The sequence below is a fragment of the Micromonospora sp. NPDC093243 genome, assembly GCF_044753725.1.
Classification (GTDB): domain Bacteria; phylum Actinomycetota; class Actinomycetes; order Mycobacteriales; family Micromonosporaceae; genus Micromonospora.
Genome location: NZ_JBIVNT010000011.1, coordinates 66,580 through 93,557, shown reverse-complemented (window position 1 = coordinate 93,557; position 26,978 = coordinate 66,580). Strand labels below are relative to the sequence as shown.

The following is a 26,978-nucleotide window of genomic DNA, read 5'->3' as shown; positions in this document are numbered from 1 at the left end:
GGCGCGTCGGCTGCTAGCGTCTACCCGTGTCCCGGACCCGTACCGAACGCCTGGTCAACCTGGTGATCTGTCTGCTCTCCACGCGCCGGTTCCTGACCGCCGCGCAGATCGCCGCGACCGTGCCCGGTTACGAGCACGACCCGAACGACGCCCGCGACCACGAGGCCTTCCAGCGCAAGTTCGAGCGGGACAAGGCCGAGCTGCGCGAGCTGGGCGTCCCGCTGGAGACCGGCACGGCCAGCGTCTTCGACGCCGAGCCCGGTTACCGCATCGCCCCGCGCGAGTACGCCCTGCCGGACATCCCGCTGGAGCCGGACGAGGCGGCCGCGGTGGGCATCGCCGCCCGGCTCTGGCAGCACGCCGGACTGGCCGCCGCCGCGTCCTCCGGGCTGGCCAAGCTGCGCGCCGCCGGGGTGGACGTCGACCCGCAGGCGACCCTCGGCCTGGAGCCGATGGTCACCGTCGACCCGGCCTTCGCGCCGCTCACCGCCGCCGCCCGGGACCGCCGGGAGGTCGGCTTCGACTACCGGGTGCCCGACCGGGACGCGCCGACCCGCCGCCGGCTGCAGCCGTGGGGCGTGGTCTGCTGGCGCGGCCGCTGGTACGTGGTCGGCCACGACCTGGACCGGGCCGCCACCCGCTGTTTCCGGCTCTCCCGGGTGGTCGGCGCGGTGCGGGTCACCGGCGATCCCGGCGGCTACCAGCCGCCGGCCGGGGTCGACCTGATCAGCCACGTCGCCCGCTGGTCGGGCCCGGTGGAGCGGACCGGGCGGGCGACCGTGCTGGCCGCCCCGGGCCGGGCCGCCGGGCTGCGCCGCTGGGCCGTCGATGTCGCCGCCGGGCCGGACGGCGACCGGCTCGTCCTGCCGTACGCCGACCCGGACTCGCTCGCCAGCCAACTCGTGGGCTACGGCCCGGACGTGCGGGTGATCGACCCGCCGGAGGTGCGTGAGGCGGTCATCCAACGGCTGAAGGAGATCGCGGTGCGGCACGACGAGCTGGCGGTGGCCGGGGGCGCGCGGTGACCCGGCCCGCCGCCCGTGGCGGCTCCCGCGCCTCCGCCGACCGGCTGGCCCGGCTGCTCAACCTGGTGCCCTACCTGCTGGCCCGCCCCGGCATCGAGGTCGCCGAGGCGGCCGACGACCTCGGGGTCACCGAGCGGCAGCTGCGTGAGGACCTGGAGCTGCTCTGGGTCTGCGGCCTGCCCGGCTACGGCCCGGGCGACCTGATCGACATGGCCTTCGACGGCGACCGGGTGACCATCACCTACGACGCCGGCATCGACCGGCCGCTGCGGCTCACCCCCGACGAGGCCCTCGCGCTGGTGGTGGCGTTGCGGATGCTCGCCGAGACGCCGGGGGTCACCAACCGGGAGGCGGTGGAGCGGGCCCTCGCCAAGATCGAGGACGCGGCCGGTGACCTGGTCGGCGCGCCGGTGGAGGTGCGGCTGCCGGCGGACACCCGCCGGGTGGAGGCGCTGCGGGCCGCCGTGGAGGGCGGCCGGGCGCTGCGGATCACCTACTACACCGCGGCCCGGGACGAGACCACCGAACGGACCATCGACCCGCTGCGGATGCTGATGGTCGGTGGCCGGGCGTACGTGGAGGCCTGGTGCCGCCGGGTCGAGGCGGTCCGGCTGTTCCGGGCCGACCGGATCGACGCGGTGACCGAGCTGGACGAGCCGGCCGTGGTCCCGCCGCAGGCGCGCCCGCACGACCTCACCGACGGGGTGTTCCGGCCCTCGCCGGACCTGCCGCTGATCACCCTGCGGGTCGGCCGGGGCGAGCGGTGGATCACCGAGTACTACCCCTGCGAGCGGGTGGAGGCCGGCGACGGCGACCACTGGCTGGTCTCGCTGCGGGTCACCGACCTGGCCTGGGCGCGCCGGTTCGTGCTGGGCCTCGGCCCGGACGTGACCGTGGTCGCCCCGGCCGAACTGGCCGAGCAGGTCCGGGCGGCGGCGACGGCGGCGCTCGACGCGTACGCCCGTCCCGCTCCCGCCGCCCGACAGGGTGCCCCAGACGCCGCCGCGCCGCCGGCCGCCGATCCGGCGGTGGCCGCCGGACCCCGGTAGGCTGACCGCCGTGGTGAAGTGGATCGTGCTCGCGGTGGTGCTGTTCGCCCTCCTCGTGCTGGCCCTGGCCGTCCGGGCGGTGCTGGCCCGGCTGCCCGGGCTGCGCCGGGCGGCGGTGGCGTTGCAGCGCCGGCAGGCCGAGGCGGAGGCCCTCGCGGGGTCGGCCGAGGCGCTCCAGGTGCGGGCCGACGCGGTCTCCCGGCAGCTAGCAGACGCGCAGCACCGGGTGGAGCTGATCAGGGCCAAGCGGGGCGACTGATCGACGGGCGTCGCGCCGCCGGGCGGTGCGACGATCGGCCTTGATCGAATCCCGGCCCGAGCGGGTCCGGCATGGGCCGAAACCGACCGGCGACGCCGGTTGACGGAACATCCCAGGTTGGTCAAGACTTCACCGGCCGGGATCAACCATCACCGCCCCGGCGGGTGGCAACGGGCCGATACGCACGTACGATGGGCTCCGACACACCCCACGCTGTCTCACATTCGACTGGAGCTTCCCATGGGTGCCCTCAAGCCGTGGCACATCGCCATTCTCGTGGTCGTGCTGATCCTGCTCTTCGGCGCGAAGCGGCTCCCCGACGCGGCCCGCTCGCTGGGCCGCTCGCTGCGGATCATCAAGGCGGAGACCAAGAGCCTGCAGGACGACGACCGCGACCTGGCCGAGAAGGCCGACGCGCAGGCCGGCTACCAGCCGCTCCCGCCGTACGCGGGTCAGCAGCAGCCGCAGCAGGCCCCGTACCAGGCCCCGCCGCAGCAGCCGGTCGCCGACCCGGTGCAGCGCGTCCGCGACAACTGACCGAAGGGCCCGACGACCGTGGCCTTGGCACTGCGTAAGCGCGGCCCGAGCAAGTTCCAGCAGGCCGCCGACGGCTCGATGACGCTCATCGAGCACGTGCGCGACCTGCGCAACCGGCTGTTCCGCGCCTCCCTGGCGATCGTGGTCGGCTTCGGCGTCGGGATCACCTTGCTGGCCCAGCCCGTGCTGCACGTGTTGCAGCAGCCCTACTGCGACCTGCCCAACTCGCGGCTCGCCGACGGTCGGTGCAACTTCGTCCAGCTCGGCCCAGCCGACCTCTTCCTGCTCAATCTGAAGATCGGGCTCTGGATCGGGCTGATCGTCGCGGCGCCGATCTGGCTTTACCAGCTCTGGGCGTTCATCGCGCCGGGTCTGCACAAGCACGAGCGGCGCTACGCGTACATCTTCACCGGGCTCGCCGCGCCGCTCTTCGCGGCCGGCGCGGTACTGGCCTACTTTGTCACCTCCAAGGGCCTGGAGTTCCTGCTCAACGTCACCAACAGCGAAGAGATCACCACGACGCTGGACATCACCCGCTACATCTCGTTCGTCACCAACCTGATCCTGCTGTTCGGGGTGGCGTTCGAGTTCCCGCTGCTGGTGCTGATGCTCAACTTCGTCGGCATCGCCAGCGCCAAGCGGCTGCTGAGCTGGTGGCGGATCGCGGTCTTCGTGTTCTTCGCCTTCTCCGCGGTGGTCACCCCCACCCCGGACCCGTTCGGCATGACCGCGCTGGCGATCTGCCTCTGCGCGCTCTACTTCGCCGCTGTCGGGGTCGCGTTCATCAACGACAAGCGGCGCGGGCGGGGCAAGGAGGTCTACGCCGGCATCGGCGACGACGAGGTGTCGCCGCTGGAGTTCGACCCGGAGCCGGTCGAGGCCGGGCAGCGGGTCGACGCGACCGCCCCGGTGGCCGCGCCGGACCCGATCGCCGCGCCCGCGCCGATCGACCGCCGCTACGACGACATGACCTGACGTACGGTAGCCACCGCCGTACCGGCCGAAGTGCCGGTCCGGCACGCTGACGAGTGAACGCCGCCCGGCTCGGGCGGCGTTTCTCGTGCCGGTAGGTTCCTCGCCGTGACCGCAGAAGTTCACCCCTCCGTCACCCCCGACGGTCCCGTCGCGGTGCTGGCCAATCCCACCGCCGGCCGGGGCCGGCATCGGGGCCTGTTGACGCCGCTGCTGTCCCGGCTCGCCACCGGCGGCCGGCCGGTCCGGCTGCTGGAGGCGCACACCGCCGACGAGGCCGAGGCCGTCTGCCGCGACGCGGTCGCCGAGGGGGTCGCGGCCCTGGTCGCGGTCGGCGGCGACGGCACGGTGCACCGGGGGATCCAGGCGGTCGCCGGCACCACGATCCCGTTCGGCCCGGTGCCGGCCGGCACCGGCAACGACTTCGCCGCCGACACCGGCTTCCCCACCGATCCGCTCGCCGCCGCCGAGGTGATGGCCGCCGCGCTGCGCGACGGCCGCAGCAGACCGGTGGACCTGGCCCGGATGACCGGCCCGACCGGCCCGCCACGCTGGTACGGGGCGGTGCTCGCCGCGGGTTTCGACGCGATCGTCAACGAGCGAGCCAACCGAATGAGCTGGCCGCGGGGCCCGCGCCGCTACGACCTGGCGATCATGGTCGAGCTGGCCCGGCTGCGCCCGCGCCGGTACAAGCTGCGCCTCGACGGCGAACCGCACGAGGTCGACGCGGTGCTGGTGGCGGTGGGCAACTGCCCGAGCTACGGCGGCGGGATGCGGATCTGCCCGGACGCCGACCCGACCGACGGCCTGCTCGACGTGGTGGTCGGCGGCCGGTTGAACCGGCGCACCCTGATCCGGGTCAAGCCGAGCATCTACCAGGGCACCCACCTGCGGCACCCGCTGGTGCACAGCTACCGGGTCCGCACCGTGGAGCTGGCCGCCGAGGGCATCACCACGTACGCCGACGGGGAGCGGTCGCTGGAGCTGCCGCTGACGGTCACCGCCGTGCCGGGCGCCCTGCGGCTGCTGCGTTGACCCGGACCGCGCCGATGCTGGCCGCGATCACCAGGGCGATGGCCAGCACCTCCACGACGGTCAGCTGCTGCCCCAGCACCAGGTACCCGGCGAGCGAGGCGATCGCCGGACCGAGGCTCATCATGACCGCGAAGGTGGCGGTCGGCAGCCGGCGCAGCGCCAGCAGTTCGAGGGTGTAGGGCAGCCCCGAGGCGAGCACGGCGAGGGCGGCCCCGAGCGCCAGCACCGCCGGGTCCAGCAGCACCGTACCGGCGGTCGCCAGCCCGGGCGGCAGGGTCACCACGGCGGCGACGGCCAACGCCAGGGCCAGCCCGTCGGCGCCCCGGAAGCGGGCGCCGACCCGCGCGCTGAGCACGATGTACGCCGCCCAGAGCGCGCCCGCGGCCAGCGCCAGTCCGGCGCCGAGCGGGTCCAGCCGGTCGAAGCCGCCCTGGCCGAGCAGGGCCACCCCGGCCAGCGCCACCGCCGCGCAGGCCCAGCTGGCAGCCCGGCGGGCGGCGAACACCGACAGCGCCAGCGGGCCGAGCACCTCCAGGGTCACCGCCAGGCCGAGCGGGATCCGCTCGATGGCCTGGTAGAAGATCGAGTTCATGCCGGCCAGGACCAACCCGAACGCGCCGGCCGCCACCCAGTCGGCCCGATCGTGCCCGCGCAGCCTTGGCCGGCAGACGACCAGCAGCAGCACCGCGGAGATGGCCAGCCGCAGGGTGACCGCGCCGAACACGCCGGTACGGGGGAAGAGCAGGGCAGCCACCGCGGAGCCGAACTGCACCGACAGCGCCCCACCGAGCACCAGCCCGACCGGGCCCAGCCCACCCTGCCGGGCCGGCGGGGTGCTGGCGGCAGTCCGGTCGGGAAGCAGCGTGTCGGTCACCCCTGCGACGCTATGAGCCGGCGCACTGCCAGGGAAATGCCGGTTCCGCTGCGCTTATGCTCCCCGGTTATGACCGTCGAGCTGCGGCACCTGCGCGCCTTCCTCGCCATCGCGGAGGAGGGCGGCATCACCCGGGCCGCCGCCCGGCTGCGGGTCAGTCAGCCCGCGCTGTCGCGCACCCTGCGCCAGCTCGAGGACCATCTGGGCGTACGGCTGGTCGAGCGCTCCACCCACCACCTGGCGCTCACCGTGGCCGGCCGCTCGTTCCGCGACCGGGCCGCCGTGGCGGTCGCCGCGGTCGACGACGTGCTGACCCCCGGGCAGGGCGTCGGCTGGCCGCTGCGGCTCGGCCACGCTTGGTCGGCGCTCGGCGGGCACACCGTCACGCTGCTGCGTCGGTGGCGGCAGGAGTACCCGCAGACACCGCTGGAGCTGTTGCGCATCGACGACCGGACGGCCGGGCTGGCCCGGGGCGCGGTGGACGTCGCGGTGCTGCGCCAGCCGGTCGAGCTGCCCGACGTGCGGACGGTGCGGCTGCTGGCCGAGGCGCGGCTGGCCACCGTGCCGGCGGACAGCCCGCTCGCCGGCCAGGCCGAGCTGACCCTGGCCGACCTGGTCGACCAGCCGATCGCGGTGAACAGCGAGACCGGAACCACCACCCTCGGGCTGTGGCCGAACGGCGCCGCCCCGGCCACCGTGGTGCCGGTGGCCAACACCGACGACTGGCTGGCCGCGATCAGCTCCGGCCGCGCCGTCGGGGTGACCACCACCGCCACGGCGGCCATGTATCCCAGCCCGGCGGTGGCGTACCGGCCGCTCGTGGACGCGCCCGCGGTGCCCGTGCTGCTCGCCTGGCGGCACCCGCCGAGCCACCCGGCCGTGCCCGACCTGGTGGCCCTGACCCGGGAGGTCGTGCGCGACTGAGCCTCGTCGGTGGGTGGGTCAGGCCGGCAGGGCCAGGTCGAGGACCGCGCCGAGGCCGTTCTCCCGGCCCGGCTCGGCGGCCGGCAGCACCAGCACCGCGCAGCCGGCGGCGGCCGCGCCCGCGTCGGCCGGGGTGTCACCCACCATCAGCGTCTGCTCCGGGTCGACACCGAGCATCCCGCAGGCGCGCCAGAAGATCGCCGGATCGGGCTTGCAGCGGCCCACCTCGTAGGAGAGCACGAACGCGTCGACCAGCTCGGTGAGCTGCCACGCGTCGAACATCGGCCGCAGGTCGAAGCCGATGTTGCTGACCACCGCCACCTGTATGCCCGCGTCGCGCAGCGCGGCGAGCGTCGGGGCGGCGTCGGGGTAGGGAACCCAGCCCTCGGGGACCAGCACCCGGTCGTAGAGCGCGTCGGCGAACCCCTCGATGCCGGCGTCGACCGCCTCGGCCAGCCCGGTGTAGGCGGCGCGGTGCGCGTGCGGGTAGAGGTCGCGGGTGGACCAGTGCTCGGCCAGCCGGGGCGGCACCCGGGCGGGCAGCGGCCCACCGGCCCGCCCGGCGGTGAGCAGCCGGTCGGCCAGCGCCGTCGCCCGGACCCGCTCCAGCTCGACCCCGCACGCCGCCGCGGCCTGGAGCACCCACTCGCGCGGCTCCTCCACCTGGGCGAGGGTGCCGTGGAAGTCGAAGAGCACCGCCTTGACCTGCCGGCGCGACGGCCGCGACGGGCGGCCGGCGTCGGCGCGGCCCGGGACAGGAGGCTGGGTCGGTTCGGGTTGGTCCGGCACGTCGTGCACCCTACCGACCGCCTCCGACGGCCCTTCCGGTCGGCCTTGTCCGATGTCCGGTCCGGGTACGCATTAATCTTGGTGGCATGTCGAGCCCCGCCGAGCGGTACGCCGCGGCGCGCCGCCGGGCCGCGCAGGCCTCACAGTTCCCGGCGCTGGAAGAGTTCGCCCTCGACCTGGGGTTCGATCTCGACGACTTCCAGCGGGAGGCGTGCCAGGCGTTGGAGCGCGGCAGCGGCGTGCTCGTCTGCGCGCCCACCGGCGCCGGCAAGACGGTGGTCGGTGAGTTCGCCGTACACCTGGCGCTGACCGGTGGGGCGACGACGCCGGCCGACGGCGCCCAGCCCGCGCCCGGCGGCGCCCGGCGCAAGTGCTTCTACACCACGCCGATCAAGGCGCTCTCCAACCAGAAGTACCACGACCTGGTCAACCGCTACGGCGCCGAGCAGGTCGGGCTGCTCACCGGCGACAACGCGATCAACGGCGACGCGCCCGTGGTGGTGATGACCACCGAGGTGCTGCGCAACATGCTCTACGCCGGCTCCAGCACCCTGGAGGGGCTGGCGTACGTCGTGATGGACGAGGTGCACTACCTCGCCGACCGGTTCCGGGGCGGCGTGTGGGAAGAGGTGATCATCCACCTGCCCGCCTCGGTCACCCTGGTCTCGCTCTCGGCGACCGTCTCCAACGCCGAGGAGTTCGCCGACTGGCTGGTCACCGTGCGCGGCGAGACGGCGGTGGTGGTCAGCGAGCACCGGCCGGTGCCGCTGTGGCAGCACATGCTGGTCGGCAAGCGGATGTTCGACCTCTTCCACGACGCCGACGCGGCCCGCAAGCACGACGTGCACCCGGAGCTGCTGCGCTACACCCGGGAGACGGCGCGCCGGCTGGAGCTGGGTGAGGGGCGCAGCGCCGGTCCGGGCGGCGGCCGGCGCGGGCCGCGCTGGCGCGGCCCGCTGCGACCGGACATCGTCGAACGGTTGGACCGCGAGGGGCTGCTGCCGGCGATCCTGTTCATCTTCAGCCGGGCCGGCTGCGCCGCGGCGGTGCAGCAGTGCCTCGCCGCCGGCCTGCGGCTCACCTCGCCCGAGGAGCGGGCGGAGATCCGTCGGGTGGTCGAGTCCCGGGTCACCGCGATCCCCGGCGAGGACCTGACCGTGCTCGGCTACTGGGAGTGGCTCGACGGGCTGGAGCGCGGCCTCGCCGCCCACCACGCCGGCATGCTGCCGGTGTTCAAGGAGATCGTCGAGGAGCTCTTCGTCCGGGGCCTGGTCAAGGCGGTCTTCGCGACCGAGACGCTGGCCCTGGGGATCAACATGCCGGCCCGCTGCGTGGTGCTGGAGCGGCTGGTCAAGTACAACGGCGAGGCGCACGTCGACCTCACCCCGGGGGAGTACACGCAGCTCACCGGGCGGGCCGGGCGGCGGGGCATCGACGTCGAGGGGCACGCCGTGGTGGTGTGGTCCCCGGAGACCGACCCGCGGCACGTGGCGGGGCTGGCCTCCACCCGCACCTACCCGCTGCGGTCCAGCTTCCGGCCCTCGTACAACATGGCGGTGAACCTGGTCGGCACGGTCGGCGCGGATCCGGCCCGGGCGCTGCTGGAGTCCTCCTTCGCCCAGTTCCAGGCGGACCGCTCGGTGGTCGGCCTGGCACGGCAGGTGCAGCGCAACACCGAGACCATCGAGGCGTACGGCGCGGAGGCGGCCTGCCACCACGGCGACTTCGACGAGTACTTCGCGCTGCGAGTGGCGATCGCCGACCGGGAGCGGGCGATCGCCCGGCAGGGGCAGAGCCAGCGCAAGGCGGCCGCCGTCGCGTCGCTGGAGCGGCTGCGCGTCGGCGACGTGATCCGGGTGCCCTCCGGGCGGCGGGCCGGCCTGGCGGTGGTGCTGGACCCGGCGACCGGCGGGTTCGGCGAGCCCCGGCCGCTGGTGCTCACCCAGGACCGCTGGGCCGGGCGGGTCAGCCCGGGCGACTTCACCACCCCGGCCGAGGTGCTCGCCCGGATCCGGGTGCCGAAGCACTTCAACCACCGCTCGCCGGCGGCCCGGCGCGACCTGGCCGCCGAGGTCAGTGGCACCGGCCTGGACCGGCACGCCGGGCGCCGGGGCGGTCGGTCCCGGCAGCCGGTGGGCGAGGACCACCGGCTCACCCAGCTCCGCTCGGAGCTGCGCCGGCATCCGTGCCACGCCTGCCCCGAGCGGGAGGAGCACGCCCGCTGGGCCGAGCGGCGGCGCCGGCTGGAGCGGGACACCGAGGAGCTGCGGGAGCGGGTGGCCGGGCGGACCGGTTCGCTGGCCCGTACCTTCGACCGGATCGTCGCGCTGCTCACCACCCGGGGCTACCTGACCTCCGACGGGACGGTCACCGACGCGGGTCGGATGCTCGGTCGGATCTGGACCGAGGCGGACCTGCTGGTCGCCGAATGCCTGCGCCGGGGCGTCTGGGACGGGCTCTCCCCGGCGGAGCTGGCCGCCGCCGTGTCGGTGGTGGTCTTCGAGGCCCGCCGGGATGTCGACGAGCGGGCGTCGCTGCCGCGCGGCCCGGTCGCCGACGCGGTCGATGAGACGTTGAAGCTGTGGAGCGACATCGAGGCCGACGAGGCCGCCCGGGGGCTGGCGGTGACCCGGGAGCCGGATCTCGGCTTCGCCTGGCCGATCTACCGGTGGGCCCGGGGCGAGGCGCTGGCCAAGGTACTCGCCAGCGGTCACGAGCTCGACGGCGAGATGCCGGCCGGCGACTTCGTCCGCTGGTCCCGCCAGGTGGTCGACCTGCTCGGTCAACTCGCCGACTCCGGCGGGGCGTCGGCCGAGCTGAGGTCCACCGCCCGGCAGGCGATCGCCGCGGTGAACCGCGGGGTGCTGGCCTACCACACCGCCGCCTGAGCGGCCGGAAACGGAAACCACCGGCCCGGCCCCGAGCGCGCTCGGGGCCGGGTCACGTCTTGGCCGGGTCGGGCCGGCCGGGTCAGCTCCGGCGGGGGCAGGGGTCGCCCGAGGTCAGGGGGCGGCTCGGGGTCAGGGGTGCCCGGCGAGCGCGTCGACCAGCCGCCGGGTGGAGCCGGCCAGGTTCCACCTGCGGGCCAGCTCCAGCAGGCCGTCGGGGTCGACCGGGGCGCTCGGCAGCGCGGTCGGCAGCTCCGGCAGCGGCACGTCGAGGGCGACACGGACCACCTTCGGGGCCACCGCCAGGTAGTCGCCGGCCGCGGCGAGCTTGGCGCGCAGCCCTGGCGCGAAGCCCGACGTCGGATCGTCGAGCGCGGCGAGGATGCCGGCCAGGTCGCCGTAGCGCTCGATCAACCGGGCGGCGGTCTTCTCACCGACGCCCGGCACCCCGGGCAGTCCGTCGCTGGGGTCGCCGCGCAGCGCCGCGAAGTCGGCGTAGCTCGCGGCGGGCACGCCGTAGCGGGCCCGCACCGCGGCGTCGTCGCAGTCGTCCAGCTTGGCCACCCCCCGGCCGACGTAGAGCAGCCGCACCGGCCGGGCGTCGTCGACGAGCTGGAACAGATCGCGGTCGCCGGAGACCACCTCGACGGGCGCCGGCTGGGTGACCGAGAGCGTGCCGAGCACGTCGTCGGCCTCGTAGCCCGCCGCGCCGACGGTGGTGATGCCGATGGCGGTGAGCACGTCGAGGATCACCGGCACCTGCGGGGTGAGCGTGTCGGGCACCACCTCGCCCCCCTCCGGCGCGAGCCGGTGCGCCTTGTAGGACGGCAGCAGCGCCACCCGCCAGTCGGGCCGCCAGTCGAAGTCCATCGCGCAGACCATCCGGTCGGGCCGGCGGGTGCGGATCAGGGTCGCCAACATGTCGAGGAAGCCGCGCACCGCGTTGACCGGGGTGCCGTCCTCGGCCCGGGCGGCCGACTCGGGGATGCCGAAGTAGGCCCGGAAGTAGAGGCTCGGGGAGTCGATCAGCAGGATCGGGGGTCGCTGTGCCACGCCGGACAGCCTGGCACAACCCACCGACGAAACGACAGCGCGGCGCGGCAGGGACGAGCCCCGCGTTCAGCGCCCGTCGCCCGCCCCTCATGGTCGGGGTCGTCTCCGGTGGGACGGCGGAACCGGGCTGCGGCTCGCGCCGGGCGGAGGCAGACTGCCTGACGTGGCGTTTCTCCCCGGCCTGACGCTGGCCCGCCGGTACCACGACGAGGTGCTCGGGCCCATCCTGCGCCGGCGCTGCCCCGACCTGCGGTACGCGGCCGGGCGGCTCGACGGCGGCTCGGAGCTGCTCGGCCTGGACACCGCCCGCTCCACCGACCACGACTGGGGCCCCCGCGCGCAGCTCTTCGTCGCGGCGGGCGCCGCCGGGCGGATACCGGAGGTACGCGCCGTGCTGGAGGCCGAGCTCCCGGCGGAGTTCCTGGGCTGGCCGACCCGGTTCGCGGGAGACGACGCGCGGCTGGGCGTCGTGGACCCGGCGGGTACCCGGCACGGGGTGAGCGTGACCGAGCTGGGCGGCTGGTGGCGCGAGCGGCTCGGGTTCGACCCGGCGGCCGGGGTCGGTGTGGAGGACTGGCTGGCCACGCCGACGCAGCGGCTGGCCGAGGTGACCGGCGGCGCCGTCTTCCACGACGGCCTGGGCGGCGCGCTCACCGCCGGCCGCGCCGCGCTCGCCTGGTATCCGGACGACGTCTGGCGGCACGTGCTCGCCGCCGGGTGGACCCGGGTCGCCCAGGCCGAGCACCTGCCCGGCCGCTGCGCCGAGGTCGGCGACGAACTGGGCAGCCGGGTGGTCACCGCCGGCCTGGCTCGAGACCTGATGCGGCTCGGTCTGCTGCTGCGCCGCTGCTGGCCGCCGTACGACAAGTGGCTCGGCACCACCTTCGCCCGGCTGCCGGGCGCGGCGCCGGTGGTCGCCGCGCTGGCCGATGCGCTCGGCCCCGGCGACTGGGCGCGGCGGCAGTCGGGGCTGGTCGACGCGCTGGAGGCGTTGGCCGGGTGGACCGACGAGACTCACCTGGCCGCCCCGGTGCGCGCCCGGGCCCGGACCTTCCACAGTCGCCCGTTTCTCGTGCTGGACGCCGGCCGGGTCGCCGCCGCCCTGCGCGCCGAGATCACCGACCCTGGGCTGCGGGAGCGTCCGCTGCTCGGTGCGGTGGACCAGTATCTGCACAACGTCGACGTGCTGACCGACGTCCGGCACGTCCGTCGGCTGGCCGGCGCTCTGCGTCCGGAGGAGTCCGGGGCGGGGTGACCGGCGGTGGCGGTCAGCCGCCGAGGGCACCCGCGGCGATCAGGCTCATCGGGAAGGGCGTGGCGTCCAGGACGGTCGGCGCGGTCAACGGCAGCGCCACCGCACCGACCGCCGACCCGACCTGACTGGTCGTGCCGGCGGTCCACCAGCGCCAGAACACCCCGGCCCGCCCCACCGACGTCCCTGTCGTCCGCCCCCGTTCCGCGCGAGCCAGTTAGTTCCAGTCTGAAACGGACTATAGTCGAGGCGGAGCGACCGGTGGAGGTGGGAAGTGCGGCGGGGTGACCTCGGAGACGCGGACTGCGGCATCGCGCAGGCCCTCGGTGTGCTGGGCGACTGGTGGACCTTCCTGATCGTGCGCGACATCGCTGGTGGGACGACCCGCTTCGACGCCCTCCAGCGGGAGCTGGGCGTCAGTCGGCGGGCGTTGACCGAGCGGCTGGCCGCGCTGGTCGGGCACGGCGTGCTGCGACGCCGGCCCTACTCGCAGCACCCGCCCCGCTACGACTACCTCCTCACGCCGACGGGCGAGGGGTTGCTGCCGGTGCTCGTCGCGCTGCAGGACTGGGGCACCCGGCACCTGATGGGCGACGGCGAACTCACCGCGACCGCCGACGCGTCCTCGGCCGAGGCGCGGCGGACGCACGAACTTCTCGGCCGGCGGCTGCCGGACGTGCTCCTGCCCGGGTCCGACGGGCGACCGGTGCCGCCGGCCGATGCGGACGGCTGGAACGTCCTCTACTTCTTCCCCGGGGCGTACGCCCCGGACAGCGGCGGTTATCCGCCGGGCTGGGCGGAGATCCCCGGCGCCCGTGGCTGCACCCTGGAGTCGACCACCTACGCCGGGCGGCACGCGGACTTCCGGGCCGCCGGGGCGCAGGTCCGCGGCATCAGCACCCAGCGCCCCGACCAGCTCGCCGACTTCGTGGCGTACGCCCGGCTGCCCTTTCCGCTCCTGTCCGACCAGGACGGACGGCTCGGCGCGGGCCTGCTGCTGCCCACCTTCCGGGCCGGTGGGGTGGAGCGGTTCAAGCGGCTGACCCTGCTGGTGGGGCCGGGCGCGGTGATCCGCGCGGTGCAGTTCCCGGTGACCGATCCGGCCGGCTCGGTCGACGAGATGCTCGACCTGGTCCGGCGGCACGCCGGCGCGGCACCGGCGGTCCCGGCCCGCACCGACTGACCGGCGCGACCCGACCCTGTGGGCGGCGGACCGGCGCCTCACCCGGGCCCGGCACCCCGACGCCCCGGGCTGCGGACCCCACCGCGATGAGGCAGAGTGGCACCGCGCCGGGACCGCACCGGCACGAGCGTCAGCGGAGGGGCGGTGGCCGTGGAGGGTCCGACCGGGGTGGTGTTTCCCCGTACCGGTGAGGGACGCAGCACGAGCGCGCTGGGCCGGGCGGTCGTCGCGGACGCGCTGCGCGCGGTCGACCCGGTCGGGGCGCGGGCGGCGGAGCACGAGACCAACTGGCGGCACGGCTACCTCGGGCACTTCCGCCGGCTGGTCGAGGCGGGGCTGCTCTCCCGCGACGCCGCGCTCACCATCGCCCGGGACGGGCTCGCCTCGCTGCACTCGCGGATGAGCGTGGTCGACGCCGACGGTCGGGAGACCGGGCTGGCGCAGGTCTTCGACGCGCCCGCCGGCGACGACGCCCTCGAGACGGCGACGGTCACCGGCACCGGCGAGGTCGACCGGGAGCTGTCCGTGCCCTACCGGGGGCGGCGGCTGCGCGGCGACGAACTGCGCCGCCAGCTCGACGCCTGGGTGAGCGCCGGGGTCGTCGAACCGTCCTGTGCCGAGGCGGTCGGCGCGGTGCTGGCCAATCCGGGTTGGCTGGACCTGCGCGATCAGCGGGTGGTCGTGCTCGGGGCGGGCGCGGAGATGGGCCCGCTGCCGTCCCTGCTGCGCTGGGGTGGCGACGTGGTCGCGGTCGACCTGCCGCGTCCGGAGCTCTGGCGGCGGGTGCTGCAGACCGCGCACCGCCTCGGCGGCCGCCTGCACCTGCCGGTCAGCGCCACCGTCAGCGCCACCGCCACCGCCACCGCTGACGCGGCCGACGACCGCGCCCTGGCCGGCCGGGCCGGCGCCGACCTGCTGCATCGCCTGCCGCAGGTCGCCGCGTGGCTGACCGGCCTCGACGGCCGACTCGTGCTGGGCAACTACGTCTACGCCGACGGCGCGACCAACGTGCGGGTCGCGATGGCGGTGGACGCGCTCACCTGCCACCTGCAGCGCGAGCGCGACGACGTCGCGCTGGCCTTCCTCGCCACCCCCACCGACGTCTTCGCGGTGCCGGCCGAGGCGGTGCGGCACGCCGAGCGCGGCTACGCGGCCCGCGGGTTGGCGCGCAGGTCGCTGCGCCTGCTCTCCGGCGGCCGGCTGCTGCACCGCAACTATCCGCCGGACGCCGACCCCGGCATCAACGACAGCCTGGTCCCGCAGCAGGGGCCCAACTACGCCCTGGCCAAGCGGTTGCAGCGGTGGCGGGCCACGGCCGCCCGGGCCGCGGGGTCGACGGTGTCGTTCACCGTCGCGCCGCCCACCCGCACCCGCTCGGTGCTGCGCAACCGGGCGCTCGCCGCCGCGTACGCCGGGGCGCACCGGTTCGGCATCGAGGTCTTCGAGCCGGCGACCAGCAACACCCTGATGGCCGCGCTGCTCGTGCACGATCTGCGCACCGGTGGTGGCCCGGCGTTGGAGCACCCGTGGCAGGACGAGGCGTACGCGGCGGCGCACGGTGGGCTGTGGCGGGTGCCGTACGCGCCGCGCAGCGCCCTGGGGTTGGCCGTCCTGCTCGGCCTCGGCGGCGCGCGGGCCTGACCGGCCCGGCCGGCGGACCTGGCGCTGCCCGACGTGGCGCACGCCCCGGCGCCGGAACGACAGAGCGGCCCCCGCCACGCTGTACGGGCGCTGACGGGGGCCGTCGCTGACCGAGCTCAGGCGGGCAGGCGCCAGACCTGGTTGGCACCGCCGAAGCAGTCCCAGATCTGCAGCCGGGTGCCGTCGGCGGAGCTGTTGCCGGTGGCGTCCAGGCACTTGTTCGACGCCGGGTTGCGCAGCGTGCCGTTGGACTGGGCCTGCCAGACCTGGGCGCCGCTGCCGTTGCAGTCCCAGAGTTGGATCTTGGTGCCGTTGGCGGTGCCGGCGCTGGTCACGTCGGCGCACTTGCCCAGCGCCCGCAGGCTGCCGTCGCTGGCGACGGTCCAGTTCTGCGCGTTGGTGCCGTTGCAGGTGTAGAGCTGCACGGCGGCGCCGTTGGCGCTGCTGGCCGCGGCGACGTCCACGCACTTGCCGGCGATGCCGGTGATCGGGCCGGTCCGCCCGGTCGGCGGCGGGGTGGTGCCGCCCATGACGGTGTCGTAGATCGCGCTGACCAGCGAGGTCGAGCCGGTGGTGTCCTGGGTGAGTTCCCAGTTCATCATGCCGCCGGCGTTGGCCAGCGCCCACTGGGTCTTGCGCTTGACGGTCGGGATGCCGTTGTAACACTCCTGGACGCCGTTGATCGTCGTGCAGTCCCGGTTGGCGTTGGCCGGGTCCCGGGCGACCAGCTGGGCGTAGGTCTGGTAGCCGGGCCGGCTGTAGAAGGGCACGCCGAGCACCGCCTTGCTGGCGGGCAGGCCGCGGGCCTTCCAGCCGTTCACGCTGGCGATCGACCAGTCGTAGTTGGCGTGCGGGGTGCCGCCGTCGTAGGCCATGATGTTCAGCCAGTCGACGTAGCCGAAGACCGCGGGCGGCACGCCCTGCAGGTAGTAACCCTCGGAGACGACGGCGGCGGTGAGCAGCTTGCCCTGCGGGCGCAGCGCGTTGCTGAGTTGCTGCATGAGCGCCGAGTAGTTGTTGGCCGACGTGCCCGGATCCGGGTACTCCCAGTCCATGTCGACGCCGTCCAGGCCGTACTGGTTGACGAAGCTGACCACGCTGTTGACGAACGTGGTGCGGGAGCCGGCGTTGGCGGCGAGCGCCTCGAACGCGGAGTCGTCGCCGTTGTTCCAGCCGCCGATCGCGATCGACACCTTGACGTTGTTGGCGTGCCCCTGCGACACCAGCGAGGAGAGCTTGCTCGGGTTCTCCACCGCGCGCAGGGTGCCGTTGCTGTTGGGCAGCACGAACGCGTAGTTGATGTGGGTCAGCTTGCTGTACTGGATCGTGTTGACGTTGCCGGCCCAGGACGGCATGTAGCCGACGCTCTTGAAGTTGTTGGGCAGCACGACGGCTTCGGCGGCGGCCGGGGCGAGGGCGAGGGTGGCGCCGGCGGTGGCCAGCGCGAGCAGGCCGGCGGCGAGTGCCGAGCGGCGGCGGGGACGTGGTGAGGACATCGAGGGCCTTCCCGTGGGCGAGTTGCGGCGCCGTGCGGCCGTGGCGGCGGCTGGGTCGGCCAGCCGCCAAACCGGGCGTACGGGTGGGACAGGGGACGTACTTCCTCGAGGCAGCCAAATCTTAAAGAGTGTTAACTGTCCGCGTCAATGATGTCGTTCGATGAACGGGAGAGCGCTTCCCGCCCGCGCGGCCGGCTAGGTCGGTGCCCAAACGACCGTTAAGCTGACCGGGTGGGAATCGACGACCTCTACCCCCCGGAGCGGCTGGCCGCCGCCCGCCGCGCCACCGCCGCCGCCGGGCTGGACGCGCTGCTGCTCACCCCCGGCGCCGACCTGCGCTACCTGACCGGCTACGACGCGCACGTGGGGGAGCGGCTGACCTGCCTCGTGCTGCCGGCCGAGGGAGAGCCGACGCTGATCGTCCCGACGCTGGAACGCCCCGCCGCCCAGGCGTCCCCGGCCCCGGGCACCGGGGTGCGCATCGTCGACCACGCCGACGGCACCGACCCGTACCCGCTGGTGAGCGCCGCCCTCGGCGGGCCGGTGGCCGCGGTCGGGCTGGCCGACCGGATGTGGGCCGAGCAGGTCCTGGCGCTGCGCTCCGCGCTGCCCGGCACCGCGCAGCGACTCGCCGGGGAGGTGCTGCGCGAGCTGCGGATCCGCAAGTCCCCCGCCGAGGTCGCGGCGCTCGCCGAGGCCGGCGCGGCGATCGACGACGTGCACCGGCGGATGGGGCAGTGGTTGCGCCCCGGGCGTACCGAGGCCGAGGTGGCCGCCGACATCGCCGCGGCGATCCGGGCGGCCGGGCACGTCACGGTCGACTTCGTCATCGTCGCCGCCGGCCCGAACGGGGCCAGCCCGCACCACGGCACCTCCGACCGGCCGATCGGAGCCGGCGAGCCGGTGGTGGTGGACATCGGCGGCACCATGGCATCGGGCTACCGCTCCGACTGCACCCGCACCTACGTCGCCGGCGGGCCGGCGCCGGCCGAGTTCGTCGACTACTACACCGTGCTGCGCGACGCCCAGGCGGCCGCGGTGGCCGCGGTGCGCCCGGGGGTGAGCGCCGAGGCCGTCGACGCGGCCGCCCGTACGCCCATCGCCGACGCCGGGTTCGGCGCCGAGTTCCTGCACCGCACCGGGCACGGCATCGGCCTGGACGGCCACGAGGAGCCGTACGTGGTGGCCGGGAATCCGCGCGCCCTGGAACCGGGCATGGCGTTCTCCATCGAACCCGGCATCTACCTGGCGGGTCGCCATGGCGCCCGCATCGAGGACATCGTCGTCTGCACCACGGACGGCGTGCAACGGCTCAACACCACCCCCACGGAGCTCATCGCGCTATGACTGTCGACCGGATCCTGCCGACCGACGAGGCCCACGACCTGCTGGACCTCGCCACCGAACTCGCCGACCGGGAGCTCGCCCCGAGGGCCGCCGAGTTCGAGGAGCGCGCCGAGTTCCCCCGCGAGGTGCTGCGCACCCTGGGCCGTGCCGGGCTGCTCGGCCTGCCCTACCCCGAGGAGCACGGCGGGTCGGCCCAGCCGTACGAGGTCTACCTGCAGGTGCTGGAGATCCTCGCCAGCCGCTGGCTCGCGGTCGCCGAGGCGGTCAGCGTGCACACCCTCTCCTGCTACCCGGTCGCCGCGTTCGGCACCGACGAGCAGCGCAAGCTGCTGCCCGACATGCTCGGCGGCGAGCAGTTGGGCGCGTACTGCCTCTCCGAGCCGCAGGGTGGCTCGGACGCCGCGTCGCTGACCACGAAGGCGGTGCGCGACGGCGACGCGTACGTCGTCTCCGGCACCAAGGCGTGGATCACCCACGCCCGGGTGGCGGACTTCTACAACGTCTTCTGCCGCACCGGTGGGCCCGGCCCGAAGGGCGTCTCGCTGCTGCTCGCCGACGCCGGCACGGCCGGGATCATCCCGCAGGCCGCCGAGCGGACCATGGGCCTGCGGGCCTCGCCGGTGGCGCAGCTCGCGTTCGACGAGGCGCGGGTGCCGGCCGAGCGGCTGATCGGCGGGGAAGGTCGGGGCTTCACCATCGCGATGTCCGCGCTGGACTCCGGGCGGCTCGGCATCGCCGCCTGCGCGGTCGGGTTGGCCCAGGCCGCGCTTGACTACGCGGTCGACTACGCGAAGCAGCGGCGGCAGTTCGGCCGCTCCATCATCGATTTCCAGGGCCTCGGCTTCACCCTGGCCGACCACGCCACCCAGATCTCCGCGGCCCGGGCGTTGACCCTCGCCGCGGCCCGGCTGCGCGACGCGGGCCGGCCGTACGCGATCGAGGCGGCCAAGGCCAAGCTCTTCGCCACCGACGTGGCGATGCGGGTGAGCACCGACGCGGTGCAGGTGCTCGGCGGCGCGGGCTACGTCGCCGACCATCCGGTGGAGCGGTACATGCGCGAGGCGAAGGTGCTCCAGATCGTCGAGGGCACCAACCAGATCCAGCGGGTGGTGATCTCGCGGGCGCTGGCGAAGGGCTGAGCGGACCGAGTGTCGTGGGCCCGGTGCGCTGCGTGCGGAGTTGCGCGCCGCCCGGGCCCGGGGCGCGGCGCCTCGTCGCCGTGCGGCGTTTTTACCGGTAGGTTGCACGCCGTGGAGGAGACCGACCGTGCCATCGTCGCCGCGTTGACCGCCGACGGCAGGCTGTCGTACACGGACCTGGCGGAGAAGGTGGGCCTGTCGGTCTCCGCCGTGCATCAGCGGGTGCGCCGGCTGGAGCAGCGCGGCGTGATCAAGGGGTACGGCGCACGGGTCTCCTTCGAGGCGCTGGACCTGCCGCTGACCGCGTTCGTGGCGATCCGGCCGTTCGACCCGTCCCAGCCGGACGACGCGCCGGAGCGGCTCGCCCACCTGCCCGAGATCGACTCCTGCTACTCCGTGGCGGGGGAGGACTTCTACATGCTGCTCGTGCGGGTGGCCGGCCCGGCCGACCTGGAACGGGTGCTCCAGGAGATTCGCACCGCGGCGAACGTCACCACCCGTACCACGGTGGTGCTCTCCACGCCGTACGAGAACCGGCCGCCGAAGATCAGTACCGAGCCGTCGGGTCGACGGTCCCGGGCGCCGGAGGAGCGGGCTGGTTCCAGCGCAGGATGACCTGCCGCTGGTGTTCGTAGCCGAGCACGCTGACGGTGGCGGTGTCCAGCCGCAGCCGTCCGCCGGCCGAGGGCGGCATTCCGATCCAGCGGGCGCCGAGCACCCGCAGGCTGTGCGCGTGGCCGACCAGCCCGACGGTGCCCCGGTCGAGCAGGGGAGCGACCCGGCTGAGCACCCGGTCCAGCCGGTCACCGACCTGGCCGGGTGACTCCCCGCCGGGGCAGCCGTCGGTCCAGATGTTCCAGTGCGGGTCGTCCTGGTGGATGTCCACCGTGGTGCGCCCCTCGTACTCGCCGTAGTTCCACTCGGCGAGGTCCTCGTCGACCGCGTCGACGGTGAGACCGGCGAGCTGGGCGGTGCGCAGCGCCCGCGCCCGGGGACTGGCCAGCACCGTGACGAACCGTCGGCCGGCCAGGAACGCGGCGAGGGTGCGGGCCTGCCGCTCGCCGTCGGGGGTGAGCTCCAGGTCGGTGTACGAGGTGTGCCGGTGGCCGGCGCTCCAGGTGGTCTCGCCGTGCCGGATCAGCAGGAGCTCTCCCATGGGCCCAGTTAACCATCGCGCCGTGGTCCGGCCCCGCCGGGCTGCGAACCCCAGATCCTATCTTCCTAGGATGCCTTAGCGGGTGTGCCAGCCGGCACACGAGTGCGTTTGGCACCCGGACCACCGGGCAAGCGACCTGGACACTCGCCAGAGACGGAGGAGGCGGCATGAGCTTCGCCGACAAGACGAGGAACAAGATGGAAGAGATGACCGGTGCCGCTAAGGAGCGGATCGGCGACATGACCGACAACGAGCGGATGCGCGCCGAGGGCGCCACGCAGCAGAGCGAAGCGCGCGCCAAGAAGGCCGGGGAGAGCGCCAAGGACGTCGGGCGCAACGCGCGCGACGCCTTCCGCGGCTGACGATCGGCTCGTTCGGGCGGCGGGGGGGGGGGGGGGGGGCCCCCCCCCCCCCCCCCGGGGGGGGGGGGGGGGGGGGGGGGGGGGGGGGGGCCGGGGCCCCCCCCCCCCCCCCCCCGACCGGATCCGGGCCTGTCGATGGGCTAGGCTGCCCGACCGTGACCGACGACGCCGCTGCCGCACCGACCTGCCTGGCCCGCCCCCTCGCCGGACCGGACGACTCCCCCACCGGGTGCGCCGCGTCGCGCGGGCTGGACGGCCGGCCGCTGCACGCCGCGGCGCTGAAGTTCTTCTGGGGGCCGATGGACTGCGGGAAGTCCACGATGGCGCTGCAGATGAACTACAACCACGCCCGGCAGGGACGCCGGGGCCTGGTCACCACCCGCATCGACCGGTCGCTGGGTCCGCAGGTCACCACCCGCATCGGCCTGGCGCACACCGCCATCGAGGTCACCGACGACCTCGACCTGCGGGCGCTGGTGCGCGGCCGGTGGGCCGAGGGGGTACGCGTCGACTACCTGATCTGCGACGAGGCCAGCTTCTACACCGTCGAGCACGTCGAGCAGATGGCCGAGCTGGTGGACAGCTACGACGTCGACGTCTACGCCTTCGGGCTGGCCACCGACTTCCGCTCCTGCCTCTTCCCCGCCGTGCAGCGGCTGTTCGAACTGGCCGACGAGGTGGCCCGCATCCAGGTCGAGGTGCTCTGCTGGTGCGGCCGGGAAGGGCTGCTCAACGCCCGGGTGGTCGAGGGGCGGGTGGCCCGCGAGGGCGAACAGGTGGTGATCGGCGACACCGTGGACAGCGCCGACGTGCGCTACCAGGTGCTGTGCCGCCGGCACTACCGCAGCGGCGACCTCGGCCCGCGCCGCTGAGGCGACCACCGCCCCGGTAGCCGGTCGGCCACGATCACGCCGACCGTCACCAGCAGCGCCACCGCCGCGGCCGCCGCGAGCGGCACCCGTAGCGCCGCCGCCACCGCCGACATCGCCAGCAGCAGCAGCGCTCCCGCACCCCGGCTGGCCCACCCGGGCTGCCCGAGCACCGCCTGGTAGGCGGCGTGCCCGGCGAGGAAGAGCGCCGGACCGCCCAGCACCACCAGCGCCCTCGCCACGTCGGCACGCTCACCCGGGCCGCTGAGCAGCCGTTCGTCGCCGACCGCGGTGACCACGATCCCGGCGACCAGCAGCGGGTGCAGGTAGTTGAAGGCCAGCCGGCCCAACCGCCCGGTCCGCTCGCCCGCGCCGGCCAGCACCGCCACCCCGGCCGGCGCCGACCGGTCGAAGTACACCCACCACAGGGCCACCGAGCCGGCGAAGGCGAGCAGGAACGCCGCGATCGTCACCCGGTCCAGCCGCTGCGTCAGGGTGCCGCCGGTGACCAGGATCGACTCGCCCAGCGCGATGAGGATGAACGCCTGGCAGCGTTCGGCCAGGTGCCCGCCCTCCACCTCCCAGTGCTCCGGTCGGGCGCGGCCCAGCCCCGGCACCGGGAACCCGATCGCCAGCCCGACCACGTCGATGACGATCACCGCGGTCCAGATCAGCTCCCGTGCCGGCACGTCCACCAGGCCGCCCGTGACCGCCAGCGCGCCGGTACCGACCATCCAGACGACAGACTTGCGGAAGCCGTCACTGAGCCGGGCCTGACCGCGTACCGCCCACAGGGCGAACACCGTGCGTCCCACCTGCACGACGGCGTAGGTCGCGGCGAAGAGCAGGCCGCTGCCGGCGAACGCGGCCGGCAGCGCCGCGGAGAGCAACAGGCTGCCCAACGCCACCCCCAGCAGCATGGCCCGTACCGGCGTGCGGTCCGGCTGCAGCCAGTTGCCCACCCAGACGGTGTAGATCCAGACCAGCCAGACCAGACCCAGCAGCACCCCCGCCCGGGCGACGCCCTGCCAGTCCAGGTGCTCCTTCAGATAGTGCGACAGCTGGGTGATCGTGAAGATGTAGACCAGGTCGAAGAAGAGCTCGATGGAAGTGGTCGGCTCCACCCCGCGGCGCTGGCGCAGCAGCTCCGGGTGGGCCGGTCCGTCGCCCGGCTCAGCGCCCGCCGCGCCGCTCAGAGCGGGTCACCGCAGACCCGCCACTGGCCGTCCTCGCGCACCACCGGCAGCTTGCGCTCCTCGGTCGCGCCGCTGTCGCGGGTCAGCTCGACGGTCACGGTGCCCCGGGGGCGACCGCCGCGGGTCGTCACCGACACGTCCGTGATCTCGTAGTCGCGGACCATCGGCGGGGTCCGCATCCAACTGGTGAACCCGATCTCGCTCCACCGCCCGCGGGCGTCCGCGCAGAGCCGCTCGTAGGCCCCGTCGGTGTCGCCGACGGTCACCGAGCGCATGAACTCGTCGGTGGTCTCCCGCACCGGACCGGCGGCCTGGGTGACCAACTGCAGGTTCCACACGCCCAGGCCGGACACACCGACGCAGCACAACGCCACACCGATCCCGGTGAACGCCAGCCCGGTGCGCATCGGGCGGTGCCGCCGGGCCGGCCGACTCCACGACTGCCCAGCCCCCACGATTCGACGGTAGAGAAACCCGCCCCTCCGCGGGCGGCAAACCGGCTCTGTCGCCGGTACGACCGGATCGTCTACCGTCGGGCGCACCACCCCCCGAGCACCGCCAGGAGCGAGACCATGACCCGCTACGTGCAGCCGGTACCCGCCCCCGCCGACCCGTACGCCGGTGACGCGCTGCTGCGCTCCTGGCTGGAGCGGCAGCTCGGCGCCGCCGGGCACGCCGCGGCCAAGGGGCGGCTGGCCGATCTGGCCGCCGACGTGGTGGGGCCGCTGCGCGCGGCGCACGCCGACGCCGAGGCGCACCCGCCCACGCTGGTCCGCTACGACCCGTGGGGGGCCCGGGTCGACCGGATCGACACCTCGGCCGGCTGGCAGGCGCAGCGCGCCGCCGCCGCCCGGCACGCCGTGGTCGCCTTGCCCTACCTGGAGTCGGCGCGTGGCACCTGGGGCGCCGCCGCCCGGGTCGTGCAGCACGCCCTGCTGCACCTGTACGGCCCGGAGTCGGCCACCTTCTCCTGCCCGGTGGCGATGGCCGACGGGGCGGCGGCGTTGCTCAGCCTCCCCGAGGTCGACCCGGGTGTGCGCGACGCCTGGCTGCCCCGGCTGATCTCCACCGACCCCGCCACGGCGATCACCAGCGGACAGTGGATGACCGAGTCGACGGGCGGCTCCGACCTGGCCCGCTCCACCACCACCGGCCGCCCCGCCGCGGACGGCTCGTGGCGGCTGACCGGCGAGAAGTGGTTCTGCTCGGCCGCCGACGCGGCGATGGCGGTCGCGCTGGCCCGGCCGGAGGGCGCCGGGCGGGGCAGCCGGGTGCTCGTCCCGTTCCTGGTGCCCCGCTACGCCGCCGACTCGCCCCTCGCGGGCGGCGCCGCCCCGGACACGCCCGCGCCCGGCGTCACCGTGCACCGGCTCAAGGAGAAGCTCGGCACCCGGGCGCTGCCCACCGCCGAGATCGGGCTGCGCGACGCGTACGCGCTGCCGCTGGGTGACCCGGCGCGGCCCGGCCTGGTCCGGGCGATGACCCTGGTGGTGGTGACCCGGGTGCACAACGCCGCCGCGGCCGCCGGCGGGATGCGCCGCGGGCTGGCCTACGCCCGGGCCTACGCCTCGGCGCGGCACGTCGCCGGCGGAGCGCTCGCGACCTCCCCGCTGCACCGGGCCACCCTCGGCACGCTCGCCGTCGACGCCGCCGGCGCGTTCGTACTGGCCGGGCACGCCTTCGCGCTGCTCGGCCGGGTCGAGGTGGGCGCCGACCCCGATGCCGCCGCCGAGCTGCGCATCGTGGCGCCGCTGGCCAAGCTGGCCACCGGCCGGCTCGCGGTCAGCTCCGCCAGCGAGTACGTGGAGAGCTTCGGCGGCGCGGGCTACGTGGAGGACACCGGCGTGCCCCGGCTGCTGCGCGACGCCCAGGTGCTGCCGATCTGGGAGGGCACCACCAACGTGCTCGCCCTGGACGTGCTGCGCGCGGTGAGCCGCGAGGATGCTGGTGAACCGTTGCTGCGCCGGCTGGCCGTCGCGGCCGAGCTGGCCCGGCCGCTCTCCCCCGCGCTGGCCGACACGCTGGCCGCGGTCACCGCCGAACTGCGCGACACCCTCGCCGGGATCACCGCCGACCCGCAGTCCGTCGCGCTGCTCGCCGGCGCGCGCGGGCTGGCCCTGCGCCTGGCGCACGCGCTGACCGCCGCGCTGCTGGTCGAGCACGCCGCGTGGGGCGACGAGCAGGCCGAGCTGGCCGCCCGGCTGTGGACCCGGCGCTGGCTGCGGCACGAGGACATCGCCGAGGACGCCCACCACCACCTGGACCTGCTCGGCTGAACATCCGGCGACGAGCCGAGGCGGGCGGGGCCGGTGCAGACGTTGATCGAGTTGGGTGCCGACCGGGGCGCCCCGGAGCTGGACCGGCCCAGGCCGCCGACGCCGCGCTGGGGGCGGGCGGTGGCGCTGCTGCTGATGTGCGCGCTGCTGGCCGCGGCCGCCCCGCCGGCCCGGTTGCCGGCGCTGACCGGGCCGGTGCTGCCGGAGCGGGCCGTGCTGTTCGGGGCGGGTCCGCTGCTGATGGTCGCCGATCCCGGCGTCGACCCGCCGACGCTGGCCGCGTACGACCCGGTGGCGCCGCGGCGCACGGCGCGTTGGCTGGTGGACGTTCCGCCGGCTGCCGGCTGGTCCGCCGAGGTCAGCGGCGATCTGGTGCTGGTCACGGAGCGGGATCCGGTGCGGCAGGTGGTGGCCACCACCGCCCGCTCCGCGCGCACCGGCGAGCCGCGCTGGCGCCGCCCCGACCGGGTCTACGCGGCCGGCGGCGGCGCCGTCGCGGTGACCGAGGTGCGCAGCGTCGCCGACCCGGGGCGCCGCATCGAGGGCGTCGTGCACGGTGTCGACCTGGCCAGCGGGGCGACCCGCTGGTCGGTGCCGGTGCCGTCCACCGCTGTGCTGATCGCGTTGCCGGGCCTGCCCGGTCGGGTGCTGGTGCTGCGCGACGACGGCCTGGCCCGGTCCTACGACGTCCGGGACGGCACGGTGCGCGGCGTGGGACGACTACCTCCGGCGGACTACGCGCCGGACAACCCGCAGGTGATCGGGGAGCAGCTGGTGCTGCGCCACCCGGTCCCGGGCGGCGACGAGCTGCTCGGCTACGACCTGTCCACGCTGTCGGTGCGCTGGCGGGCGCCGGCCCCCGGCGGTGAGGTGACGATCCGGGGCTGCCAGGGTCTGCTCTGCGGCGCCGACCGGTGGGACCGGTGGGCGCTCGACCCGGTGACCGGGGAACGGGTGTGGACGTGGCCGGGCGGGGCGGGCTGGCGCGCCGTCCCGGGCGCCCGCGGCGGCGGGCCGCAGCTGCTGCTGCGCGGGGAGCGGGACGGCCGGCGCGACCTGGTGGCCGTCGCGGGCCGGGTCGCACCTCGGGTGACCGGGGTGCTGCCGGGCGGCACCCGGGACTGTCGTGCCGTCGCCGCCGCGCTGGCCTGCCGGGACAGCGCCGGACGGCTCACCGTGTGGCCGACAGCGGCCGCCGGGCGTACCTGACAGTGGGTGGCAGGTACCGGGGCAAGACTGCCGGCATGACAGTCAACGCCGACCTCGCCATGGTCAACCTGGACAGCTCCGACCCGGCCGCGCACGCCGCCTTCTACCAGCGGGTGCTCGGCTGGGAGGTCACCCACAGCCAGCCCGAGTACGCGATGCTCACCGGCGCTGGGGTGTCGATCGGCTTCGGCCTGGTCGACGGCTGGCAGCCACCGTCCTGGCCGGACCCGGCCGGCGGGAAGCGCTACCACCTCGACCTCTACGTCGACGACCTCGCCCGGGCCGAGAAGGAGTTCGTCGCCGCGGGCGCGGCGAAGCCGGAGTTCCAGCCCGGCGGCGAGCGGTGGGTGGTGCTCACCGACCCGCTCGGCCAGCCGTTCTGCATCTGCCCCCGACCGCAGGGCTGAGCGCGGTCCGGGCCGGCCGTACGGGGCTGCGGCCGGCCCG

27 protein-coding genes are annotated in these 26,978 nt (G+C 75.1%); 19 read left to right on the top strand and 8 right to left on the bottom strand.

Annotated elements, in window-relative coordinates:
• Nucleotides 1-26: 26 nt before the first annotated feature.
• The 6 genes from ACIP9D_RS30055 (at nucleotide 27) to ACIP9D_RS30030 (ending at nucleotide 4,877) form a co-directional block, all read left to right on the top strand.
• Nucleotides 27-1,025 carry a WYL domain-containing protein gene (locus ACIP9D_RS30055; RefSeq protein ID WP_350874326.1) on the top strand — a complete coding sequence of 333 codons (999 nt, stop codon included), beginning with the start codon at nucleotides 27-29 and terminating at the stop codon, nucleotides 1,023-1,025.
• Complete coding sequence (locus ACIP9D_RS30050) at nucleotides 1,022-2,074, top strand: YafY family protein (protein ID WP_350874327.1); 1,053 nt, start codon at nucleotides 1,022-1,024, stop codon at nucleotides 2,072-2,074. Before ACIP9D_RS30055 ends, ACIP9D_RS30050 begins: the two co-directional genes overlap by 4 nt.
• A gap of 10 nt (nucleotides 2,075-2,084) precedes the next feature.
• Nucleotides 2,085-2,333 carry a hypothetical protein gene (locus ACIP9D_RS30045; RefSeq protein WP_350874329.1) on the top strand — a complete coding sequence of 83 codons (249 nt, stop codon included), beginning with the start codon at nucleotides 2,085-2,087 and terminating at the stop codon, nucleotides 2,331-2,333.
• Between the two features lie 240 nt (nucleotides 2,334-2,573).
• Nucleotides 2,574-2,870 (top strand): Sec-independent protein translocase subunit TatA, encoded by a 297-nt coding sequence (gene tatA, locus ACIP9D_RS30040; RefSeq protein ID WP_350874330.1) that lies wholly within the window; start codon nucleotides 2,574-2,576, stop codon nucleotides 2,868-2,870.
• 18 nt (nucleotides 2,871-2,888) lie between these two features.
• Entirely contained in the window at nucleotides 2,889-3,845 is a 957-nt protein-coding gene (gene tatC, locus ACIP9D_RS30035) for a twin-arginine translocase subunit TatC (protein WP_350874331.1), read from the top strand.
• 105 nt (nucleotides 3,846-3,950) lie between these two features.
• Nucleotides 3,951-4,877 (top strand): diacylglycerol kinase family protein, encoded by a 927-nt coding sequence (locus tag ACIP9D_RS30030; protein ID WP_350874334.1) that lies wholly within the window; start codon nucleotides 3,951-3,953, stop codon nucleotides 4,875-4,877.
• Here the strand turns inward: ACIP9D_RS30030 and ACIP9D_RS30025 are convergent.
• The gene (locus ACIP9D_RS30025; RefSeq protein WP_350874335.1) at nucleotides 4,840-5,751 is read right to left on the bottom strand and encodes an EamA family transporter; all 912 of its coding nucleotides are present in this window, start codon (nucleotides 5,749-5,751) and stop codon (nucleotides 4,840-4,842) included. The genes ACIP9D_RS30030 and ACIP9D_RS30025 overlap by 38 nt on opposite strands.
• Nucleotides 5,752-5,820: 69 nt before the next feature.
• On the opposite strand from ACIP9D_RS30025, the gene ACIP9D_RS30020 reads away from it, so the two are divergent.
• On the top strand, nucleotides 5,821-6,675 hold the full coding sequence (locus ACIP9D_RS30020; RefSeq protein WP_350874336.1) for a LysR family transcriptional regulator: 855 nt from the start codon (nucleotides 5,821-5,823) through the stop codon (nucleotides 6,673-6,675).
• 18 nt (nucleotides 6,676-6,693) lie between these two features.
• On the opposite strand, the gene ACIP9D_RS30015 is transcribed toward ACIP9D_RS30020, so the two are convergent.
• On the bottom strand, nucleotides 6,694-7,464 hold the full coding sequence (locus tag ACIP9D_RS30015) for an HAD-IA family hydrolase (protein ID WP_350874337.1): 771 nt from the start codon (nucleotides 7,462-7,464) through the stop codon (nucleotides 6,694-6,696).
• An 86-nt stretch (nucleotides 7,465-7,550) separates the two neighbouring features.
• Between ACIP9D_RS30015 and ACIP9D_RS30010 the strand changes: the two genes are divergently transcribed.
• Entirely contained in the window at nucleotides 7,551-10,352 is a 2,802-nt protein-coding gene (locus tag ACIP9D_RS30010; RefSeq protein ID WP_350874338.1) for a DEAD/DEAH box helicase, read from the top strand.
• 132 nt (nucleotides 10,353-10,484) lie between these two features.
• On the opposite strand, the gene ACIP9D_RS30005 is transcribed toward ACIP9D_RS30010, so the two are convergent.
• On the bottom strand, nucleotides 10,485-11,405 hold the full coding sequence (locus ACIP9D_RS30005) for a 5'-3' exonuclease (protein ID WP_350874339.1): 921 nt from the start codon (nucleotides 11,403-11,405) through the stop codon (nucleotides 10,485-10,487).
• 163 nt (nucleotides 11,406-11,568) lie between these two features.
• Between ACIP9D_RS30005 and ACIP9D_RS30000 the strand changes: the two genes are divergently transcribed.
• Entirely contained in the window at nucleotides 11,569-12,660 is a 1,092-nt protein-coding gene (locus ACIP9D_RS30000; protein WP_350874340.1) for a DUF4037 domain-containing protein, read from the top strand.
• A gap of 13 nt (nucleotides 12,661-12,673) precedes the next feature.
• On the opposite strand, the gene ACIP9D_RS29995 is transcribed toward ACIP9D_RS30000, so the two are convergent.
• The gene (locus tag ACIP9D_RS29995; protein WP_350874341.1) at nucleotides 12,674-12,835 is read right to left on the bottom strand and encodes a hypothetical protein; all 162 of its coding nucleotides are present in this window, start codon (nucleotides 12,833-12,835) and stop codon (nucleotides 12,674-12,676) included.
• Nucleotides 12,836-12,931: 96 nt separating this feature from the next.
• Here ACIP9D_RS29995 and ACIP9D_RS29990 point away from each other — a divergent pair, with 96 nt between their 5' ends.
• Nucleotides 12,932-13,840, top strand: coding sequence for a winged helix-turn-helix transcriptional regulator (locus tag ACIP9D_RS29990; RefSeq protein WP_350874342.1), 909 nt, complete (start codon nucleotides 12,932-12,934; stop codon nucleotides 13,838-13,840).
• Nucleotides 13,841-13,984: 144 nt separating this feature from the next.
• On the top strand, nucleotides 13,985-15,481 hold the full coding sequence (locus tag ACIP9D_RS29985; protein ID WP_350874343.1) for a hypothetical protein: 1,497 nt from the start codon (nucleotides 13,985-13,987) through the stop codon (nucleotides 15,479-15,481).
• Nucleotides 15,482-15,597: 116 nt separating this feature from the next.
• On the opposite strand, the gene ACIP9D_RS29980 is transcribed toward ACIP9D_RS29985, so the two are convergent.
• Entirely contained in the window at nucleotides 15,598-16,977 is a 1,380-nt protein-coding gene (locus ACIP9D_RS29980) for a glycosyl hydrolase family 18 protein (protein ID WP_350874345.1), read from the bottom strand.
• A gap of 231 nt (nucleotides 16,978-17,208) precedes the next feature.
• On the opposite strand from ACIP9D_RS29980, the gene ACIP9D_RS29975 reads away from it, so the two are divergent.
• The 3 genes from ACIP9D_RS29975 (at nucleotide 17,209) to ACIP9D_RS29965 (ending at nucleotide 20,078) form a co-directional block, all read left to right on the top strand.
• Entirely contained in the window at nucleotides 17,209-18,324 is a 1,116-nt protein-coding gene (locus ACIP9D_RS29975; protein WP_350874346.1) for a Xaa-Pro peptidase family protein, read from the top strand.
• Nucleotides 18,321-19,463 carry an acyl-CoA dehydrogenase family protein gene (locus ACIP9D_RS29970; protein ID WP_350874347.1) on the top strand — a complete coding sequence of 381 codons (1,143 nt, stop codon included), beginning with the start codon at nucleotides 18,321-18,323 and terminating at the stop codon, nucleotides 19,461-19,463. The genes ACIP9D_RS29975 and ACIP9D_RS29970 overlap by 4 nt, the downstream gene beginning before the upstream one ends.
• Before the next feature lie 111 nt (nucleotides 19,464-19,574).
• Nucleotides 19,575-20,078 carry an Lrp/AsnC family transcriptional regulator gene (locus ACIP9D_RS29965; protein ID WP_350874348.1) on the top strand — a complete coding sequence of 168 codons (504 nt, stop codon included), beginning with the start codon at nucleotides 19,575-19,577 and terminating at the stop codon, nucleotides 20,076-20,078.
• Here ACIP9D_RS29965 and ACIP9D_RS29960 read toward each other — a convergent pair.
• A complete protein-coding gene (locus ACIP9D_RS29960) occupies nucleotides 20,011-20,619 on the bottom strand; it encodes a histidine phosphatase family protein (RefSeq protein ID WP_350874349.1) in 609 nt (202 codons plus the stop codon). The genes ACIP9D_RS29965 and ACIP9D_RS29960 overlap by 68 nt on opposite strands.
• Nucleotides 20,620-20,786: 167 nt before the next feature.
• Between ACIP9D_RS29960 and ACIP9D_RS29955 the strand changes: the two genes are divergently transcribed.
• Nucleotides 20,787-20,981 (top strand): CsbD family protein, encoded by a 195-nt coding sequence (locus ACIP9D_RS29955; protein ID WP_350874350.1) that lies wholly within the window; start codon nucleotides 20,787-20,789, stop codon nucleotides 20,979-20,981.
• A gap of 155 nt (nucleotides 20,982-21,136) precedes the next feature.
• The gene (locus ACIP9D_RS29950; RefSeq protein ID WP_350874414.1) at nucleotides 21,137-21,853 is read left to right on the top strand and encodes a thymidine kinase; all 717 of its coding nucleotides are present in this window, start codon (nucleotides 21,137-21,139) and stop codon (nucleotides 21,851-21,853) included.
• Here ACIP9D_RS29950 and ACIP9D_RS29945 read toward each other — a convergent pair.
• On the bottom strand, nucleotides 21,820-22,974 hold the full coding sequence (locus ACIP9D_RS29945; RefSeq protein ID WP_350874413.1) for a low temperature requirement protein A: 1,155 nt from the start codon (nucleotides 22,972-22,974) through the stop codon (nucleotides 21,820-21,822). The genes ACIP9D_RS29950 and ACIP9D_RS29945 overlap by 34 nt on opposite strands.
• Before the next feature lie 68 nt (nucleotides 22,975-23,042).
• Entirely contained in the window at nucleotides 23,043-23,453 is a 411-nt protein-coding gene (locus ACIP9D_RS29940; RefSeq protein ID WP_350874516.1) for a hypothetical protein, read from the bottom strand.
• A gap of 165 nt (nucleotides 23,454-23,618) precedes the next feature.
• Between ACIP9D_RS29940 and ACIP9D_RS29935 the strand changes: the two genes are divergently transcribed.
• The 3 genes from ACIP9D_RS29935 to ACIP9D_RS29925 are packed head-to-tail and all read left to right on the top strand — an operon-like array spanning nucleotide 23,619 to nucleotide 26,938.
• Nucleotides 23,619-25,322 (top strand): acyl-CoA dehydrogenase family protein, encoded by a 1,704-nt coding sequence (locus ACIP9D_RS29935; protein ID WP_350874412.1) that lies wholly within the window; start codon nucleotides 23,619-23,621, stop codon nucleotides 25,320-25,322.
• 33 nt (nucleotides 25,323-25,355) lie between these two features.
• Nucleotides 25,356-26,531, top strand: coding sequence for a hypothetical protein (locus ACIP9D_RS29930; protein ID WP_350874411.1), 1,176 nt, complete (start codon nucleotides 25,356-25,358; stop codon nucleotides 26,529-26,531).
• A gap of 35 nt (nucleotides 26,532-26,566) precedes the next feature.
• Nucleotides 26,567-26,938, top strand: coding sequence for a VOC family protein (locus ACIP9D_RS29925; RefSeq protein WP_350874410.1), 372 nt, complete (start codon nucleotides 26,567-26,569; stop codon nucleotides 26,936-26,938).
• Nucleotides 26,939-26,978: the final 40 nt, after the last annotated feature.